This window comes from Microbacterium sp. GXF6406 (assembly GCF_054798215.1).
The window spans coordinates 82,763-100,617 of sequence record NZ_JBSJZH010000005.1; the positions used below are offsets into that span (position 1 = coordinate 82,763).

Annotated in this window: 16 protein-coding genes; 2 read left to right on the top strand and 14 right to left on the bottom strand. The window is 69.1% G+C overall.

The features are described from left to right. Position 1: 1 nt before the first annotated feature. Positions 2-1,300: a Na+/H+ antiporter NhaA gene (nhaA, locus tag ACWAUG_RS04845; RefSeq protein WP_460801633.1), complete on the top strand. Its 1,299-nt coding sequence runs from the start codon at positions 2-4 to the stop codon at positions 1,298-1,300. Between the two features lie 25 nt (positions 1,301-1,325). Here nhaA and ACWAUG_RS04850 read toward each other — a convergent pair whose 3' ends face one another. Further along, positions 1,326-2,816, bottom strand: a complete 1,491-nt coding sequence (locus ACWAUG_RS04850) for a SulP family inorganic anion transporter (protein WP_460801635.1) — start codon at positions 2,814-2,816, stop codon at positions 1,326-1,328. Between the two features lie 83 nt (positions 2,817-2,899). Between ACWAUG_RS04850 and ACWAUG_RS04855 the strand changes: the two genes are divergently transcribed. Continuing rightward, positions 2,900-4,114 carry an amidohydrolase gene (locus ACWAUG_RS04855; protein WP_298040880.1) on the top strand — a complete coding sequence of 405 codons (1,215 nt, stop codon included), beginning with the start codon at positions 2,900-2,902 and terminating at the stop codon, positions 4,112-4,114. 12 nt (positions 4,115-4,126) lie between these two features. Here ACWAUG_RS04855 and ACWAUG_RS04860 read toward each other — a convergent pair whose 3' ends face one another. From ACWAUG_RS04860 to ACWAUG_RS04920, 13 genes are all read right to left on the bottom strand, one after another. Continuing rightward, complete coding sequence (locus tag ACWAUG_RS04860) at positions 4,127-4,819, bottom strand: GTP pyrophosphokinase (RefSeq protein ID WP_298040878.1); 693 nt, start codon at positions 4,817-4,819, stop codon at positions 4,127-4,129. Further along, positions 4,816-5,919, bottom strand: coding sequence for a VanZ family protein (locus ACWAUG_RS04865; protein ID WP_298040876.1), 1,104 nt, complete (start codon positions 5,917-5,919; stop codon positions 4,816-4,818). Before ACWAUG_RS04865 ends, ACWAUG_RS04860 begins: the two co-directional genes overlap by 4 nt. 50 nt (positions 5,920-5,969) lie before the next feature. Then, positions 5,970-7,505, bottom strand: coding sequence for a sodium/proline symporter PutP (gene putP / locus ACWAUG_RS04870; RefSeq protein WP_460801638.1), 1,536 nt, complete (start codon positions 7,503-7,505; stop codon positions 5,970-5,972). Positions 7,506-7,623: 118 nt separating this feature from the next. After that, positions 7,624-8,679 carry a DUF998 domain-containing protein gene (locus ACWAUG_RS04875; RefSeq protein WP_298041580.1) on the bottom strand — a complete coding sequence of 352 codons (1,056 nt, stop codon included), beginning with the start codon at positions 8,677-8,679 and terminating at the stop codon, positions 7,624-7,626. Between the two features lie 45 nt (positions 8,680-8,724). Then, positions 8,725-9,669, bottom strand: a complete 945-nt coding sequence (locus ACWAUG_RS04880; protein WP_298041584.1) for a siderophore-interacting protein — start codon at positions 9,667-9,669, stop codon at positions 8,725-8,727. After that, positions 9,659-10,459, bottom strand: a complete 801-nt coding sequence (locus tag ACWAUG_RS04885) for an ABC transporter ATP-binding protein (RefSeq protein ID WP_460801640.1) — start codon at positions 10,457-10,459, stop codon at positions 9,659-9,661. Before ACWAUG_RS04885 ends, ACWAUG_RS04880 begins: the two co-directional genes overlap by 11 nt. Continuing rightward, entirely contained in the window at positions 10,456-11,526 is a 1,071-nt protein-coding gene (locus tag ACWAUG_RS04890; RefSeq protein ID WP_460801642.1) for a FecCD family ABC transporter permease, read from the bottom strand. Before ACWAUG_RS04890 ends, ACWAUG_RS04885 begins: the two co-directional genes overlap by 4 nt. A gap of 1 nt (position 11,527) precedes the next feature. Beyond that, positions 11,528-12,592, bottom strand: coding sequence for a FecCD family ABC transporter permease (locus ACWAUG_RS04895; protein ID WP_460801643.1), 1,065 nt, complete (start codon positions 12,590-12,592; stop codon positions 11,528-11,530). Next, positions 12,589-13,623: an iron-siderophore ABC transporter substrate-binding protein gene (locus ACWAUG_RS04900; protein ID WP_460801644.1), complete on the bottom strand. Its 1,035-nt coding sequence runs from the start codon at positions 13,621-13,623 to the stop codon at positions 12,589-12,591. The genes ACWAUG_RS04895 and ACWAUG_RS04900 overlap by 4 nt, the downstream gene beginning before the upstream one ends. 165 nt (positions 13,624-13,788) lie before the next feature. Beyond that, positions 13,789-15,174, bottom strand: coding sequence for a tripartite tricarboxylate transporter permease (locus ACWAUG_RS04905; RefSeq protein WP_298041186.1), 1,386 nt, complete (start codon positions 15,172-15,174; stop codon positions 13,789-13,791). After that, the gene (locus tag ACWAUG_RS04910; RefSeq protein WP_298041188.1) at positions 15,174-15,608 is read right to left on the bottom strand and encodes a hypothetical protein; all 435 of its coding nucleotides are present in this window, start codon (positions 15,606-15,608) and stop codon (positions 15,174-15,176) included. Before ACWAUG_RS04910 ends, ACWAUG_RS04905 begins: the two co-directional genes overlap by 1 nt. Positions 15,609-15,620: 12 nt before the next feature. Then, positions 15,621-16,565, bottom strand: a complete 945-nt coding sequence (locus ACWAUG_RS04915; RefSeq protein WP_298041190.1) for a hydroxymethylglutaryl-CoA lyase — start codon at positions 16,563-16,565, stop codon at positions 15,621-15,623. After that, a complete protein-coding gene (locus tag ACWAUG_RS04920) occupies positions 16,565-17,830 on the bottom strand; it encodes a hydroxymethylglutaryl-CoA reductase, degradative (protein WP_460801646.1) in 1,266 nt (421 codons plus the stop codon). Before ACWAUG_RS04920 ends, ACWAUG_RS04915 begins: the two co-directional genes overlap by 1 nt. Positions 17,831-17,855: the final 25 nt, after the last annotated feature.

Genomic DNA, 17,855 nt, shown 5'->3' on the forward strand with positions numbered 1-17,855 from the left:
CGTGGCCCCGACTCCTCCCCGCCCCGAGCACGACCCCGACATCTTCCCGACCGCATCGCGCGGCGAATCTCGGCGCATCGGCGAGATCCTGCGCAAGGAGAGCGTCGGCGGCATCCTCCTCGTCGCCTTCGCCGCCCTCGCCCTCGTGTGGGCGAACTCGCCCTGGGCGGACTCGTACTTCGCCCTGCGCGACGTCGAGATCGGGTACGAGCCCTGGCATCTGCGTCTGAGCCTGGGCGCCTGGGCCGCCGACGGGTTGCTCGCGATCTTCTTCTTCCTCGTCGGCCTCGAACTCAAACGCGAGTTCGTCGCCGGCGACCTGCGCCGCTTCCGCACGGCCGTCATCCCGATCACGGCTGCCGTCGGCGGAGTCATCGTGCCCGCCGTCATCTACACGGCGATCGTCACAGGCGACGCCGAGGCATCCCGGGGGTGGGCGATCCCCACAGCCACGGACATCGCGTTCGCCGTAGCCGTGCTCGCACTGATCGGCTCGCACCTGCCGAGCGCGCTGCGCATCTTCCTCCTCACCCTCGCCGTGGTCGACGATCTCATCGCGATCACGATCATCGCGGTCTTCTACACCGAGAGCATCGCCGTCACGCCCCTGCTGCTCGCGCTCGCCGTGATCGCCGTCTACGGCCTGATCGCGCAGCGGTTCCGCACGTTCTTCCATCTGCGCCCGACGGCCGCCTGGCTGATCCTCCTGCCGATCGGCGTCGTCGCCTGGGCCCTGCTCCATGCCTCCGGCATCCACGCGACGATCGCCGGGGTGCTCCTCGGATTCACGATTCCCGTGCTGCATAAGAAGGCCGACCGCGCCTCGGAGAACGGACCCGGGCTCGCCGAAGTCTTCGAGCACCGTTTCCGTCCGCTGTCCGCCGGAGTCGCGGTACCGATCTTCGCGTTCTTCTCCGCCGGCGTCGCGATCGGCGGCGGCGAGGGCTTCGTCTCGGCCTTCGCCGACCCTGTCGTGCTCGGCATCGTCGTCGCTCTCGTCGTCGGAAAACCGCTCGGCATCACGCTCGCGACCTGGGTCATCACCCGGGTGCGGCGCATCGGCCTCGACCCGGCTCTGCGGTGGGTCGACATCGCCGGGATCGGGATGCTCGCCGGAATCGGCTTCACCGTGTCGCTCCTCGTCGCCGAGCTGAGCTTCGCACCGGGAAGCCCGGCGCACGATCACGCGAAGGTCGCGATCCTCACGGCATCCGTCATCGCGGCGGTCGTGGCATCCGTTCTTCTCAGCATCCGCAACCGGCGCTGCCGCCGGCAGTCCTCGATCACGCCGGAGCCCTGAGGCCGGCGGGCGCTTTCATCGGCCGTCACGCGGGCGGGAAGCCGCCGCTCAGCCGCCCGTGGAACACGCCGCTCGCGTCGTTGAGGCCGATGAGCTCGACGGTCTTGCCGTGGTGGGCGTACTTCGTCTCGATCGCGTCGAGCGCGGCAACGGTCGACGCATCCCACACGTGCGAGCGCGACATGTCGATCACGACGTGCTGCGGGTCCGCCGTGTACTCGAACTGGGTCGTGAGGTCGTTGCTGGAGGCGAAGAACAGCTGCCCGTCGACCGTGTAATGCACCGTGTCGTCGCCGAGCACCCGGGTGACGGTCACGACGTGCGCGACGCGGCGCACGAACAGCACCGAGGCGATGAGAACGCCGATGACGACCCCGATCGCGAGATTCTCGGTGAGCACGACGATGATGACCGTCGCGACCATGACGAACGTCTCGCTCTTCGGCATGCGCTTGAGGGTCGCGGGCCGGATGCTGTGCCAGTCGAACGCACCGATCGAGACCATGATCATCACGGCGACGAGAGCGGCCATCGGGATCGTCGCGACGAAGTCTCCGAAGACGACCACGAGCAGGAACAGGAAGATCCCGGCGCAGAACGTCGAGATGCGGGTGCGCGCCCCCGACTTCACGTTGATCATCGTCTGCCCGATCACGGCACAGCCGCCCATACCGCCGAAGATGCCCGAGAGGATGTTCGATGCGCCCTGCGCCCACGCCTCGCGGGTCTTGCGGGAGTGGGTGTCGGTGATCTCGTCGACGAGCTTCGCGGTCATGAGCGATTCCATGAGGCCGACGAGTGCGACACCGAGTGCGAACGGCGCGATGATCGTGAAGGTCTCCCAGGTCAACGGCACATTCGGGATGAACAGTTCGGGCAGGCTCCGCGGCAGCTCTCCCTGATCGCCGACCGTCGGCACCTTCAGGGCGAACGCGAGCACGACGGCAGTGACGATGATGACCGAGACGAGGGGCGCCGGGATCACCTTCGTGATCTTCGGCATGAAGACCATGATGAGGATGCCGAGAACGATGAGCGGGTACACGAGCCACGGCACGTCGTACATGTGCGGCACCTGCGAGATGAACACGAGGATCGCGAGCGCGTTGACGAACCCGGTCATGACGCTGCGCGGGATGAAGCGCATGAGCTTCGCGACGCCGAACACCGCGAGGATGATCTGGAAGACACCGGCCAACAGCACCGTCGCGATGAAGTAGTCGATCCCGTAGGTCGGGGCGACCGGGGCGATGACGAGGGCGACGGCACCGGTGGCGGCGGTGACCATCGCGGGGCGTCCGCCGAGGAACGCGATCGAGACGGCCATGATGAACGACGAGAACAGGCCGACCTTCGGGTCGACGCCCGCGATGACCGAGAAGGCGATCGCCTCGGGGATGAGCGCGAGCCCCACGACGAGCCCCGCGAGCACCTCGCGGGTGAGGATGCGCGGGGTCTTCAGCGCCGTGAGGACGGAGGGATTCGACCGGTAGCGGGTGCGGTCGTCGATGGTCATGGATGCTCCAAAGGGGATGCCTCGACGAAGACGGGAGGCAGATCAACTGTAGCCGCGGGGCGGTCGACACTAGAGTCGTGGCCATGAGCATCGACCTCGAAGCGCTGTACATCGATCTGCACCGGCATCCCGAGCTGTCCTTCCAGGAGACGCGCACAGCCGGCATCGCCGCCGGCCACCTGCGCGACCTGGGCCTCGAGGTCGAGGAGGGGATCGGGATCACGGGCGTCGTCGGAGTCCTCCGCAACGGCGACGGACCGGTCGTCTGGGCGCGCGCAGATATGGACGGCCTCCCGGTCGAGGAGCTCACGGGCCTCCCGTACTCCAGCACTGTGACGGGCATCGACCCGGCGGGGAACACCGTCCCGGTGATGCATGCCTGCGGCCACGACATGCACGTGACCGCGATGATCGGCGCGGTCGAGCGCCTCGTCGCCGAACGCGAGGAGTGGTCGGGAACCCTGGTCGTGATCATCCAGCCCGCTGAAGAGTACGGCGCCGGGTCCCGCGCCATGCTCGACGACGGGCTGCTCGAGCGCGTGCCCCGCCCGAACATCGTGCTCGGCCAGCACGTCACGCCGCTTCCCGCCGGGATCATCGGCATGCGGCCCGGCCCGCAGATGGCCGCCGCCGACGGGATCACCGTCACCCTGCACGGTCGCGGCGGTCACGGCTCGCGCCCGCACACGACGATCGACCCGGTCGTCATGGCCGCCGCCACCGTGATGCGCCTGCAGACGATCCCCTCGCGCGAGATCGATCCGCGCGAGGTCGGCGTCGTCACGGTCGGCTCGATCCACGCCGGCACGAAGAACAACATCATCCCCGCCGAGGCGACGCTCGAGCTGAGCCTGCGCTACTCGACCGACGAGATGCGCGACAAGATCCTCACGGGCGTCGAGCGCATCGTGCGAGCCGAGGCCGCAGCATCCGGCGCCGAGCGCGAACCCGAATTCCGCACGGCGCACACCCTGCCGCCGACGATCAACGACCCGGCCGCAACGGCCCGGGTCACCGCGGCCATCAACCGCGACCTCGGCGCCGGAACCGTCGTCGATCCCGGGATGTTCACCGGCAGCGAGGACGTCTCCTGGTTCGCCCGCGACGCGGATGTTCCACTCGTGTTCTGGTTCTTCGGCGGCGTGGCCCCGGAAGCGTATGCGGCGGCCGAGGCATCCGGAACCGTCGCGGAGGACATCCCGACCAACCACTCCCCCTACTACGCGCCGGAGATCCACCCGACGCTCGAGACGGGCGTCGCCGCGATGGCGATCGCCGTGCGGGAGTTCCTCGCCTGAGAGAGCGGGCGCTCAGACCTCGACGATGCGCGGATCGATCGGTGCGGGCAGCGCCGGCCGCGTGCCGTGCGCCTCGCGGTGGATGCGCTCCATGCGCGCGTCGAGCTCGCCCGCGGCGTGCGCCGCATCGGTGAGGCTGTCGACGAGGTGCCCCGGCACCTGGCCCTGGAACTTGTAGTGGATCTTGTGCTCCAGACTCGCCCAGAAGTCCATCGCGATGGTGCGGAACTGCACCTCGACGGGGATGCACAGCTGCCCCGTCGACAGGAACACCGGCACCTCGATGATCGCGTGCAGACTGCGGTAGCCGTTCGCCTTGGGCTGGGCGATGTAGTCCTTGACGACGCGCACCGTGATGTCGTCCTGCGCGGTGAGCAGATCGAACAGCTGGTAGACGTCGGTGACGAAGCTGCAGGTGACCCGAATTCCGGCGATGTCGGTGATCTCATCGCGGATGCGCTCGAAGTCGGGCTCGATGCCCTTCCGGGCGATCTTCTCGACGATCGAATCGGGCGTCTTCAACCGACTCGTGACGTGCTCGATCGGGTTGTAGTCGTGGTCGTGGAGGAACTCGTCGCGCAGGATCGAGATCTTCGTCTCGACCTCGCGCATGCCGAACTCGTACCCGCGCAGGAAACGCTGGAACTGATCGCGCAGCTCCTTCGCCTGGCTGATGTCGTCTTCGCTGACCTCGATGGTCGTCATGACATCGACGTTACGCGGTCGGGTTCGGCATCCGCTGAGTGCTCGGGCGCCGGTGCCGGCTTCTCGCGGGAATCGGTGAGCTGCTGCCCCGAGACGAGACCGGGCAGGCCCCGGCCGCGCCGGGTGAACAGAAGCAGCAGGATGCTGGCGAACACGAGCGCCGGGACGGCGAGGGGGACGAAAAGCCCGAGCAGCGAGATCCCCGCATAGCCCGCGGCCCAGCGCAGCAGGCGCGCGATCGGCTGCGGAACCCGTCCGCCCCGGTAGCGCAGGCGCACTGTCGCATCGCCGATCGTCTGACCGGTGGCGAGCACGACGATCAGCCAGATCGCGGCGGTGCCGAGCGTCGACCAGAACGACACGAGCGTCCCGTCGCTCGCATCCTGCGGCAGCTCGAGCAGGTACAGGCGGACCGCGGCGACGCCCACGCCCGCCACATAGCCGATCAGTGCGAACGCGATCCCGTCGCAGAGCATCGCCAGCGCGCGGCGCCCCTTCGTCACCGGACGCGGAGCGTCGGCATCCGATGCCTTCGCCGACCCGCGATGCACTCGGGGCACGATGAAGCCGATGACCGAGCCGACGAGCGCGCCGAGCGTGTTCGTCATGAGGTCGCCGACGTCGAACACCCGGTAGGCGCACGGGTACAGGCCCCACACGCCCGTCAGCTGCGTCGTCTCGACGAACATCGAGAGCCCGAGCCCGGCGGCGAACGCGACGAAGATCCCTCGGCCGCCGAGCACCCGTACGAAGAAGCCGAGCGGCAGGAAAAGCACGACGTTCAGGGCGATCTGCAGGAACGCCGGATCCCTGACGAAGCGGGAGCCCTGCGAGAGGGTTCCGCGCAGCTCGCGCACGATCTCCAGCGGATCGGTCACCATGCCGACGCAGCGGATGTCGTCGCCGTCCGGCAGCGGGAGGAGCGTGTACGTCCAGATCGCCCAGAAGTAGATCAGCGCCGCGCCCCACAGCAGCAGCCGGCCGAAGGACAGATGCCCGCGGCGCCGATAGGCGATCGCGACGAAGGGGACGAAGAGCAGGAAGCCGACGACGAGACCCAGCCCGATCGCGACAGCCCCCGAGAACATCTGACCGGTCACCCGGAGATCTTATCCGGGTGACCGGTCGCGGGACAGCACAGCCTATCGGGTCAGCGGTTCATGCGGTCGGTGCGAGCGGCTCGGCCGACGCCGTTGACCGTGAGCAGTGTGCCCGTCTCGGTGAACTCCTGCAGGATCTCGTTCTGCCGCTCGGAGCCCGGCCGGTAGGTGATCAGGCTGACCACGACCGCCACGACGAGCGCGCAGACGAAGGCCGGCAGGAGCTCATACATCTCCGGCCAGACGACATCCCAGATGAACACTCCCGCCGCACCGACGAACATGCCGACCAGAGCGCCCCAGTTGGTGAGCTTGCGCCAGAACAGGCTGAGCAGGATGAGCGGGCCGAACGCCGCGCCGAAACCGGCCCAGGCGAACGACACGAGCCCGAGGATGGTGTCGTCGGGCGCGAGCGCGAGCACGGCGGCGATGATTGCGATGATGAGCACCGCGACACGGCCGAGCATCACCATGCGCTTGCCCTCGGGCGGAGTCTTCTTCATGACCTTGTAGAGGTCTTCGACGAGCGCCGAGGAGCAGACGATCAGCTGGCTCGACACGGTGCTCATGATGGCCGCGAGAACCGCGGCGAGCACAAGACCGGCGATGAACGGGTGCAGCAGCGTCTGCGACATGACCAGCACCACGGTCTCGGGGTTGCCCAGGTCGATGCCCCTCTGCGCCATGTAGGCGATGCCGACGATGCCCGAGAAGACGGCGCCGGCGAGCGAGAGGATCATCCACGACATGCCGATGCGGCGAGCGCTCTTGGCCTCACGCGGGCTGCGCAGCGCCATGAAGCGCACGATGATGTGCGGCTGGCCGAAGTAGCCGAGCCCCCAGGCGAGCGCCGAGACGATCGCGAGGACCGTGCCGCCGGTGATCGCCGTGCCGCCGATGAGCGACAGGTGGTTCGGGGCGAGGTCGTCGATGTAGGTGCCGACCTCGTCGAATCCGCCGACCGCGATGACCGCCGCGACGGGGACGACGATGAGGGCGATGACCATCATGAGGCCCTGCACGACGTCCGTGAACGAGGCTCCGAGGAAGCCGCCGAAAAGCGTGTAGATCAGGGTGACCCCGGCGACGAGCGCCATGCCGAGCAGGTAGTCCGAGTTGAAGGAGCTCTCGAAGAAGACGCCTCCGGCGACCATGCCGCTGGAGATGTAGAGCGTGAAGAAGACGAGGATGACGATGCCGGCGAGGATGCGCAGCAGTCGCGACGAGTCGCGCAGCCGGTTCTCGAAGAAGCTCGGCACCGTGATGGAGTTTCGGGAGACCTCTGTGTAGGCCCGCAGTCGCGGAGCGACGAGCCACCAGTTCAGATATGCGCCGATCGTCAGGCCGATCGCGATCCACGCCTCGATGAGTCCGGAGAGGTAGATGGCACCGGGCAGGCCCATGACCAGCCAGCCCGACATGTCGCTCGCACCGGCGCTGAGCGCGGCCACGCCCGGCGGCAGATCGCGCCCGCCGAGCATATAGTCCTCGTGGTTCTTCGTGCGCCGGAACGCCACGTAGCCGATCACGAGCATGGCGGCGAAATACAGCGCCAGCGCGATGAAGATGAATATCTGGTCGGACATCGTCGTCCCTCCGTACTTATGGTGCGGTGTAGCCCCGAGCCTGACAGAGATGCCGACCCCACGCCAGAGTTATCCACACCTCACGGGGCGCGCCGACCGGAATTCCGGGATGCCGCGATCAGGCGTGCAGCAACCCGCGCTCGGCCGGTCGCGCGTCGACCGGTGCGAGCACGGCGAGGATGCGCACGAGCGTGGTGAGCCAGAGCAGCCCCATCCCGATGACGATGGCTTCGAGCACCGTGAGCGAGAAGATGTGGAACCGGTCGGTGAGCACGAAGGCGACCACGAGCAGCACGACGGTTCCGGCAGACGTCACCACCAGCGGCTTCGGCGGGCCCGGCATCATGAACGTCGTCACGGTTCCCGCCGCGATGAAGAGCACCAGCGTCGACACGGCCGCGATGTTGTGGATCAGCAGATTGCGCTCGAGCGGGAAGAGCCCGACCTCGGCGAGCGCGACGCCGGTGGCAGCCCACAGGAGGACGACGGCGACGATCCGCCCGAACCAGCCGTCGCCGCGGAGTCGGTGCAGGTCGCGGCCGATGTAGAACCCGACGGTGGCGATGAGGAGTCCGCCGACGATGAGCGTTCCGTTGAACACCCAGGCGTCGTCTCCGATGCCCAGCTGCGAGAAGTTCAGGTGCCACCAGGCGGGGTCGGCTGCCGTGAGCATCGCGAACAGTGTGCCGAGCACGAGGTAGCTGAACAGCAGGTTCGCGAGATCGCCCGTGGAGAGTCCAGTGCCGGCTTCGAAGGCGAGGCGTCCGCCGATGGCGCCGGCGATGCCGATCACGATCCCGCCTCCGAGGGGCGGCAGTTGCAATCCGTGAAGACCGACGCCGAGCACTTCACCGGCGACGAGGACGCCGAAGGCGGTCACACCGGCGAAGGCGATCGTCAGCGCGAGCGACGAGAAAGCCGAGACGAGCACCTGCCAGCGCGGCATCGCCGCGGTCTCGCCGCGCCGGTGCAGGAAGCTGCTGATGAGGAACGCTCCGGCGGCCACGAGGCCGCCCACGATCGCAGCGGGCAGGCCGATGGATCGTTCGCCGACGATCGGGCGCGGCGCTCCTCCCCAGAGGACGAAGGCCCCGGCCGATGCGCTGATCAAAAAGCAGATGAGCGTCGCCCAGATGGCACGGCTCTCCCGCAGCATCCGGTCGTCATCATCCATTCCTCTATCGAACCACGAGCCACCGACACCGATGACGCCGAAGACTCAGCCGCGCATCGCGACGCCTCGGCGCCAATAGCCCATGAACGCCACCTGTGCGCGGTCGATGCCGAGGTCCTTGACGAGGTGGCGGCGCAGCGTCGTGACGACGCCGCTCTCCCCCGCGATCCAGAAGTAGCGGTCGCCGTGCGTGCCGGCATCGTCGGCGAGATCCTCGCCGCTGCCGGAGTAGATCGGCGTCTCCCAGACGAGGTCCTCCCCTTCGGCATCCTGCACCACGATCTCCTGGTGCCCCGTGTCGCCGAGGAAGTCGAGCACGGTGGGGAGCAGCCGCTGTCCGTGCGCGGCGCCGCCGCGCGGCAGCCAGTGCACCTCGACGCCCGAGGGCGCGTCGATCGGCAACTCGTCCTCCGCCACGGGCACCTCGATGAACGCGATGCCGCGGGTGTCGCGCGGAGCATCCTCGAGGATGCGCGCGATCGCAGGAGCCGCGGTCTCATCGCCGACGAGCACGATCTTCGACGCCTCGCCCGGCGCGTACTCGATGCCGCCGCGGCTCTCGCGCCCGCGGCGCGGACCGACGATCAGCACCTCGTCGCCGGCCTGCGCGGCGCTCGCCCACAGCGAGGCGGGGCCCGTGAGTCCGGGTTCCAGGTGCAGCACGAAGTCGACGACGACCTCGGTGCCCTCGGGGTTCACGCGCAGCTCGCGCACCGAGTAGGTGCGCATCGACCCGCGCTCCTCCTCGCCGAAGGCCTGGTAGGCGCCCCACCAGTCATCCGTGTCGCGATCGATCGCGGGGAGCGCACCGGATGCCGGCGGAAAGACGATCTTGATGCGCACGTCGTAGACGTCGCCGGGGGTGCCGAAGCGGTCGAAGTCGTCACCGCCGAACGTGATGCGCACGAAGTTCGGCGACACCCTCTCGACGGCGCGCACCTCTGCGCGGGCGAGGATGAACGGGGAGCGGGTCTGGGTCTCAGCGGACATGATGCCTTCCGATCGGGGTGACCATCGGCTTGCCGGAGACCGGGTCCGTGGTGATGGTGTTGGGAAGTCCGAAGACCTCCTCGATGAGGTCGGCCGTGACGACATCGGCCGGATCGCCCATCGCGTGCAGGCGGCCGTCCTTCACGGCGACGATGCAGTCCGCGTAGCGGATCGCCAGGTTCAGGTCGTGCAGCACCATGACGATGGTCGTGCCGCGGCGGCGGTTGAGGTCGGTGAGCAGGTCGAGCACCTCGACCTGGTGCGCCACATCGAGGAACGTCGTCGGTTCGTCGAGCAGCAGGATGTCGGTCTCCTGCGCCAGTGCCATCGCGATCCAGACCCGCTGGCGCTGACCGCCGGAGAGCTCGTCGACGCTGCGGTCGGCGAGCTCGATCGTGTCGGTCGCCTGCAGCGCCTCGACGACCGCGCGATCGTCGTCGGCATCCCACGAGCGGAACATCTTCTGGTGCGGGTGGCGTCCACGGCCGACCAGATCGGCGACGGCGATGCCCTCCGGGGCGATCGGCTGCTGCGGCAGCAGGCCGAGCGTGCGGGCGAGTTCCTTGGTGTGCACCTCGGTGATCTTCTTGCCGTCGAGCACCACGGCGCCGCCGCTCGGGCTGATCAGACGCGACAGGGTCTTCAGCAGCGTGGACTTGCCGCAGGCGTTCGCGCCGACGATGACGGTGATCCGCCCCGCGGGCACCTCGAGGTCGATGCCGTCGACGATCGTTCGCCCGCCGTAGCCCGAGAAGAGCCCCTCGGCGGCGAGCAGATGCTGGGCGGTCATGAGGATCCTCCGCGTCGGGATGTGCGAATGAGCAGGTAGAGCAGGAACGGAGCGCCGAGGATGCCGGTGATCACACCGACCGGGAACTTCGTGTCGAACATGAACTGGCCGATCAGGTCGGCCGCGAGCACGAGGCATCCACCGGTCAGCGCCGCCGGCACCGTGACCGTTCCGCCATGACCGACGATGCGCGTGGCGATGGGCCCGGCGAGGAACGCGACGAACGCGATCGGCCCCGTGGTCGCCGTCGCGAAGCAGGTCAGCGCGACCGCCGAGATGATGAGGAGAACGCGCACGAGATCGACGCGCACGCCCAGGGCGGATGCCGCGGCGTCGCCGAGTTCGAGGGCGCGCAGGTCGCGCGAGAGCAGCACGAGCACGGGCAGCAGCACGAGCACCGAAAGCCCCAGCGGCACGACGCTCTCCCAGCGCACGCCGTTCAGGCTGCCGGTGAGCCAGCGCATGGCGACCGCGACATCCCACTCGGCGGCGCGCTGGATCGTGTACGACACGACGGCTTCGAGCATCGCGCCGATGCCGATGCCGATGAGGATGAGCCGGCCGCCGGTGGATTCCCCGCCGCGGGCGGCGAGGTAGATGAGCGCGGCGGTGACGATGCCGGCGATGAGGGCGACGAGCATGGTCGCCGTCCCGCTCCAGTGCAGCACGACGAGCGAGATGACCGCTGCGGCGCTGGCGCCGGAGCTGATGCCGATCACGTCGGGGCTGGCGAGCGGGTTGCGCAGCATGGTCTGGAACGTCGCGCCGGCGGCGCCGAAGGCGAGACCGGCGAGGGCGCCGATGATCGCCCGCGGGATGCGCAGGGTGCCGACGGTGAAGGATGCTCCGGGCACGGTCTCGCCGCGCATGACGGCGAGCACGTCGGAGAGCGGATAGATCGTGTTGCCGAGCATGATCATCGCGCCCATGAGAGCGACGAGTGCGACGGAGAGCGCCGTGACCGCGATGACGCGGCGGCGCGAACGTCGGCGGCGACCGGCGCGGACGACCGCGATGCGGGCGGCGATGTCGGCGGCGGCGGATGCCGGGGGCTGCAGGATCGTCATGTCAGAGTGCCCTCATCCGGGTGCGACGGGCGATGATGACGAGAACGGGTGCACCCACGAAGGCGGTGAGGATGCCCGCCTCGGTCTCTCCCGGGTAGCCGATGAGGCGGCCGATGGTGTCGGCGAGCAGCAGCAGCACGGTCCCGCCGAGCGCGGAGATCGGCAGCACCCAGCGCTGGTCGGGTCCGACGAGCATCCGGACGACATGGGGAACCATGAGCCCGACGAACGCGATGGGGCCGGCGACCGAGGTGACCGCTGCGCACAGCAGCACGCCCGCGGCGGCGGCGATGAGCCGAGTGCGGCCGATGCGCACGCCGAGGCCGACGGCGACGTCATCGCCCAGGGCGATCGCGTTGAGTGCGGGGGCGGAGATGAAGGCGGCGACCGCCGCGACGGCGAGGAGGGGTGCGATGAGACCCATCGTGGCCCAGTCGGCTCCGCCGACGCCGCCGACCTGCCAGAAGCGGAAGGTGTCCATGGCGGCGAGGCGCGGCAGCAGCACGGCGCTGACGAGCGAGGACAGCGCCGCCGTGGTGGCGGCGCCCGCCAGGGCGAGCTTGATCGGCGTCGATCCGCCCGGGCCGACCGATCCGACGATGTAGACGAAGATCGCCGTGACGATGGCGCCGAAAAGGGCCAGCCACAGGTACTCGAAGGCGGAGGTGATGCCGAAGAACGCGATGCCGCAGACGACCGCGAGCGCAGCGCCGGTGTTGACGCCCAGGATCCCGGGGTCGGCGATCGGGTTGCGGGTGACGGCCTGCATGAGCGCGCCGGAGAGGGCGAGGGCCGCGCCGGCGATGACCGCGAGCACCGTGCGCGGGATGCGCTGCTGCACGGCGATCGCCCCGATCTCGTCGGGAACCCTCCCCTGGAACCAGGAGCCGATGCCCTCCACGATCTCGTCGAAGGTCACGGGCCGGGAACCGAAGGCGAGCGAGAGCAGCACCGCGATGATGACGGCGATGACCGCCGCGATGACGATCACGACACGGCGCCGCGCCCCCGCCTGTGAGGCGGAGTCGCGGCGCCGGTCGTCGACCGTCGTCGGGGTCGAGGTCACTTCACCGACGAGACGGCGCCGTCGAGAAGAGCGACGTAGTCCTCGATCATCCACGGGATGGACAGGGCGGTCGGGGTGACCGAACCGCTGAACGCATCACCGGTGCCGACCGAGATGACCGCACCGTTCTTGACGGCGTCGAGGGTGCTCCACAGCGGGTCGGCCTGCAGTGCCTTGAGCAGGTCGTCGCCATCGCCGTAGCTGACGATGATGTCGACGTCGGCGATCTGGTCGGCGTTCTCGGCGCTGATGTCGGCGTAGAACGTGTCGAGACCGCCGGCGAGTTCGGGCAGCTCGAAGCCGAGGTCGTGGAGGAACGCCGTGCGGGAGTCGCCCTGACCGTAGATCGAGATCGTCGACAGGTCGGCGGCGTTCATGAAGAAGAAGGCGGCCTTCGTGCCGGTGTAGTCGGAGTCGGCGGTCGCGTCGGCGATCTGCGCCTCGAGGTCGTCGATGAGCGCGAGGCCCTCATCGGCGAGGCCGAGGGCGGCCGAATCCACGCGGATGACATCGCGCCACGGGGTGATCCACGGAGCGTCCGGGTAGGCGACGGTCGGCGCGATCTCGCTGATCGTCGCGTAGCTGTCGGCGTCCAGGCCGGAGTAGCCGGCGAGGATGAGGTTGGGGGCGGTATCGGCGATCGTCTCGAAGTCGGTGCCGTCGGCGGTCGAGAACACGACCGGCTCCTCGGCGCCGAGGGCCTTGTACGCATCGAGAGTCCAGTCGTAGACGCCGAGGCCGTCGCTGCCGTCCATCGACCAGGTCTGGTCGTCGACGCCGACCGGCGCGATGCCGAGCGCGAGCGCGACGTCCTGGTTTCCCCATCCGATCGTGCTGACGCGCTCGGGCGCGGACTCGACGACCGTCTCGCCGAGGGCGTGCGTCACGGTCACGGGGAAGACGCCCTCGGATGCCGCGCTCCCGCCGGCGTCGCCATCGGTCTCGGCGGAGGAGGTGGAGCAGGCGGCGAGGCCGAGGGCGAGGGCCGCGACGGCGCCGATGCTCAGGACACGGGAGATGCGCACAGTCATCCCTTTCGGGTTCGGGGGGAAGGATGCGGCGACAGCCGCTGAGCTTTGGTAAGCCTGACCTAATGTACACCCGGGTAAGGGTGCCCTGATATATCGATGCCGTTCTGTGACGGAAAGGGCCGCCGCCCCCGAGGGGACGACGGCCCTGAGCCGATCCGGCAGCTGTCAGGCGAAGAGCGCGGTGATCGCCGGAACAGTGAGGACTGCCACGTAGTAGCCCATGAACTGGACTCCGGTGTGCATGTTGAACAGCTTGTTCAGCAGCCCGCCGACGAGACCGATCGTGACCGACACGAGCAGCGCGATGACGCCGCCCTCGTACAGGCAGATCACGGCGATGAGACCGGCGAAGGCGCCGATGATCGCCTCGTGCGAGATCTTCTTCATGATCCAGGCCGCCGCGCGGTGCGCCTGCGTCATCGCGAACGGGTACGTGATCGCCAGGGCGATCAGCACGGCCGCGAGGCCGATGACGAGGAACTGCCACGGTGCGAGCAGGTCGTGCAGGTTGTTGGTCTGCCCGGTCTCCGCATCGATCGTGAAGATCGGCGGCGCGTTGAACAGCGGGTTCGCGGGGCCCGCGGCCATCGGCGACAGCGGCAGTCCGATCGCGATCAGCGGGATGAGCGTCTCGGCGATGTACGTCGACTCGGTCGTTCCGTTCTTCACCGACATCATCGTGGTCAGGCGCCGGTAGCCGTTCTTGATGCGTCCGGCGAACATCTCGCCCATGAGCACCGTCATGGCGACCGGCGAGAAGACGAACGTTGCGCTCGAGATCACGGCGGCCCCGGCCGTGCTGCTCAGCTGTGTGCGGTCGAGCACGCTCACCGGGTTGGGCATGCGCCCCTTCCAGGTGCGCACATCCGCGGCCAGCTCGAACTCGCGGGGAGCGTCGCGCATCATGGACTTGCGGCCGATGGGGCTGGACGCGAGGAACAGGTCCGCGATGAGCGGACCGATCGCGATGCCGAGGAAGAAGCTCACCGACAGGCCCTTGCCGAGCGCGCCGGTGGCGAAGTTCTGCATGCCGACGACGATGAGCACGAACGGGATGAGGGCGAACAGCGCCGCCCAGCGGCCCTTCGACAGCACGGCGATGAGTGCTGCGGCGGCGAGGAAAAGCCAGGGCGCGACAGCGCTGATCGCGTCCGAGAACGGAGTGATCACCCAGGCGAAGAAGACCGCCAGCGGCACGGCGATGATCGCGGCGACGACGCCGCCCGAGATCGCCTTGCGCAGCGCGATGTGCGGAACTCCGAGCTCGCGCAGCATCTGCGCATCGCGCAGCATGGGCGCCGCGAGCGTATCGCCGGGTATGCCCAGCAGTGTCGTCGGGATCGCGTGGGTGATGTGCTTCGCCGCGATGGATGCCATGAAGAAGGCGAAGACGCCGGCAGGGGGCACGCCCAGCAGGATGACGAGCAGCGTCAACGGGGCGATCGTGGCCGTCTCATCCGTGCCCGAGACGAGGCCGATGAGGGCGAAGACGATCGTGCCGATCAGGGCCATGCCCAGTGCCCACAGGGTGGGTTCGAGGAGGGACTCCATCAGAGCTTGTCACCCGCCTCGGCACGAGCGACGTTCTTGCGGTGCTGGGCGACGAAGTCGTCGTACAGCCCGAGCTCCTTCACTTCGCGGAGCACGGCCGCGGGCAGTTCGTCGGGGTCGCCGAGCGGCCCGATCTCGTCCTCGATCGCATCCATGGCCGCTTCGCGCGAACTGGCATGATTCTCGCCGATCGTCACGATGCGCTTGGGCTTGAAGATGTTCGCGGCGATCACCGCGGCGAGCACGCAGGCGGCGAGCCCCGCCACGAGCGCGTAGGAATCGGCGAGCGCGTCACCGCCGGTGAGCTCGCCGAACCCCCACTGCGCCACCAGGAAGACCGGGACGGCGATGCCGATGCCCAGTCCGATGGAGCCGAGCAGATGACGGCCGTCGACCGTATCCCCCCACACCTCCAGCAGTCGTTGTTCTTGCACGGTTCTTCCTCTCTACCGGGTCAGCGCCGTTGCCACTCGTGACATCGGGTTCTTGCCCAGCTCGTGTGCGAGCCAGGCGCTCGTCTCGACAAGGGCGTCGAGATCGATTCCGGTGCGGATGCCAATTCCCTCCAGCATCCACACGAGATCGTCCGTGGACAGGTTCCCCGTCGCAGACTTCGCGAAGGGGCATCCGCCCACCCCGCCGGCCGCCGCGTCGAAGACGCGGACGCCCTCATCGAGACCGGCGTAGACGTTCACCGCTGCCATGCCGTACGTGTCGTGCATGTGCAGGGCGAGGTCGGAGACCGGGATGCCGGCATCGGTCAGAGCACGCACCACGGTGCGCACCTGGCCGGGAGTCGCGACGCCGATGGTGTCACCCAGCGACAATTCGCGCACGCCCCATCCTCGCATCCGCGTCGCGAGACCCACGACGTCGGCGACGGGTGTCGCGCCCTCCCAGGGGTCGGCGAAGACCATCGACAGGTAGCCGCGCACGCGCACACCGTCTTCGGCGGCGCGGGTGACGACGGCCGCGGCGTGCTGCTCCATGCGCTCGCGCGAGGCGCCGAGGTTCTCCTGCGAGAAGCTCTCGGTCGCGCTGAGGAACACGGCGATGTCGTCGGCGCCGGCCGCGCGGGCCAGGTCGTAGCCGCGCACGTTGGGCACGAGCACGGGGGTGCGCTGGGGCAGGTGGGCGACACGGCGCAGCACCTCATCGGAGCCGGCCATCTGCGGCACCCGGTCGGCGCGCACGAAGCTGCCGGCCTCGATCACGGATGCTCCGGCCGCCGCCAGGCGCTCGATGAGGGCCACGCGGGTGTCGACGTCGAGCGTGCGGGACTCCGCCTGCAGGCCGTCGCGCGGGGACACCTCCCAGATCTCGACGCTGTCGCCCGAAACTTTCGGCAGCGGATCGACGACGGGAAGCCCCAGCCCCCGGATGCCGGCCATCAGCGCTTCCGGTGCTCGGCGAGCAGCGTCTCGGCGACGTCGGCGCGCACGGCCCCGCCGGCGACGAGCGCCGCGGCGATCTGATCGACCTCGGCGCCGGTCGCGCCGGCCGCCACGGCCACGTTTCGGGCGTGCAGGCCCATGTGGCCGCGCTGGATGCCCTCGGCGGCGAGCGCGCGCACGGCGGCGACGTTCTGCGCGAGGCCGACCGCGACGACGATCTGGGCGAGCTCGTTGGCCGTCGTCACCTCGGTGAGGGCGACGGCGGCGCGGGCGGCGGGGTGCGACTTGGTGGCGCCGCCGACGAGGCCCACGGCCATCGGCAGCTCGAGGGTGGCGACGAGGTCGCCGTCGGCATTCTTCTCGAAGCGCGACAGGGCCCGGTACTGGCCGTCGCGGGCGGCGTAGGAGTGCGCGCCCGCCTCGACCGCGCGGGTGTCGTTGCCGGTGGCGAGCACGACGGCGGAGATGCCGTTCATGATGCCCTTGTTGTGGGTGGCCGCACGGTACGGGTCGTCGTAGGCGAGGGCGGCACCGGTGATCATGTCGTCCACGACGCGGGCGCCGCCGAGCTCGTCCGCGCCGATCACGATGCGGGCGCGGGTGAGGCGCAGATCGGCGAGGTTGGTGAGGATGCGCAGCAGCGAACGGCCCCCGGCGATCTCGGCCAGCAGCGGGGCGATGGCCTCGGCCATGGTGTTCACGGCGTTCGCGCCCATGGCATCGCGCACATCGACGAGCAGATGCACGATGAGGTGATCGTCGAGCAGTCCATGGACGGTGCGCACCGTGAGATCGCGGGCGCCGCCGCCGAACTCGACGAGCTTGGGGTCCTGGGCATCGGCGAGGGCGAGCACCTCGTCGCGGCGCTCGAGGATGCGGGCGCGGGCGCCGTGCGGGTCGGCGACGTCGAGTAGCTGGATCTGCGCCTGCATGATCGGGGCGGTCGAGGTCGTGGTGATGCCGCCGCGCGCCCGGGACATGCGGGCGATGTTGCTGGCGGCTGCGACGACGGACGGCTCTTCCGTCGCCATCGGCACGAGCACCTCGCGACCGTTGACGATGACGTTGGTGGCGACGCCGACCGGGATGCCGATCTGGCCGATGACGTTCTCGATCATGCGGTCGGCCTGGTCATCGGCGAGGCCGGAACCGGAGAGGGGGGCGAGCAGATCGGCCGACGCGCCGATCGCCTCGGCGACGGCCGAGCGCCGCTCCTCGATCGAGAGATTGCGCAGTCCGCTGAGTCGAGATGTGGTTGCCACGTGCGGGGTCCTTTCCCGGCGCCAG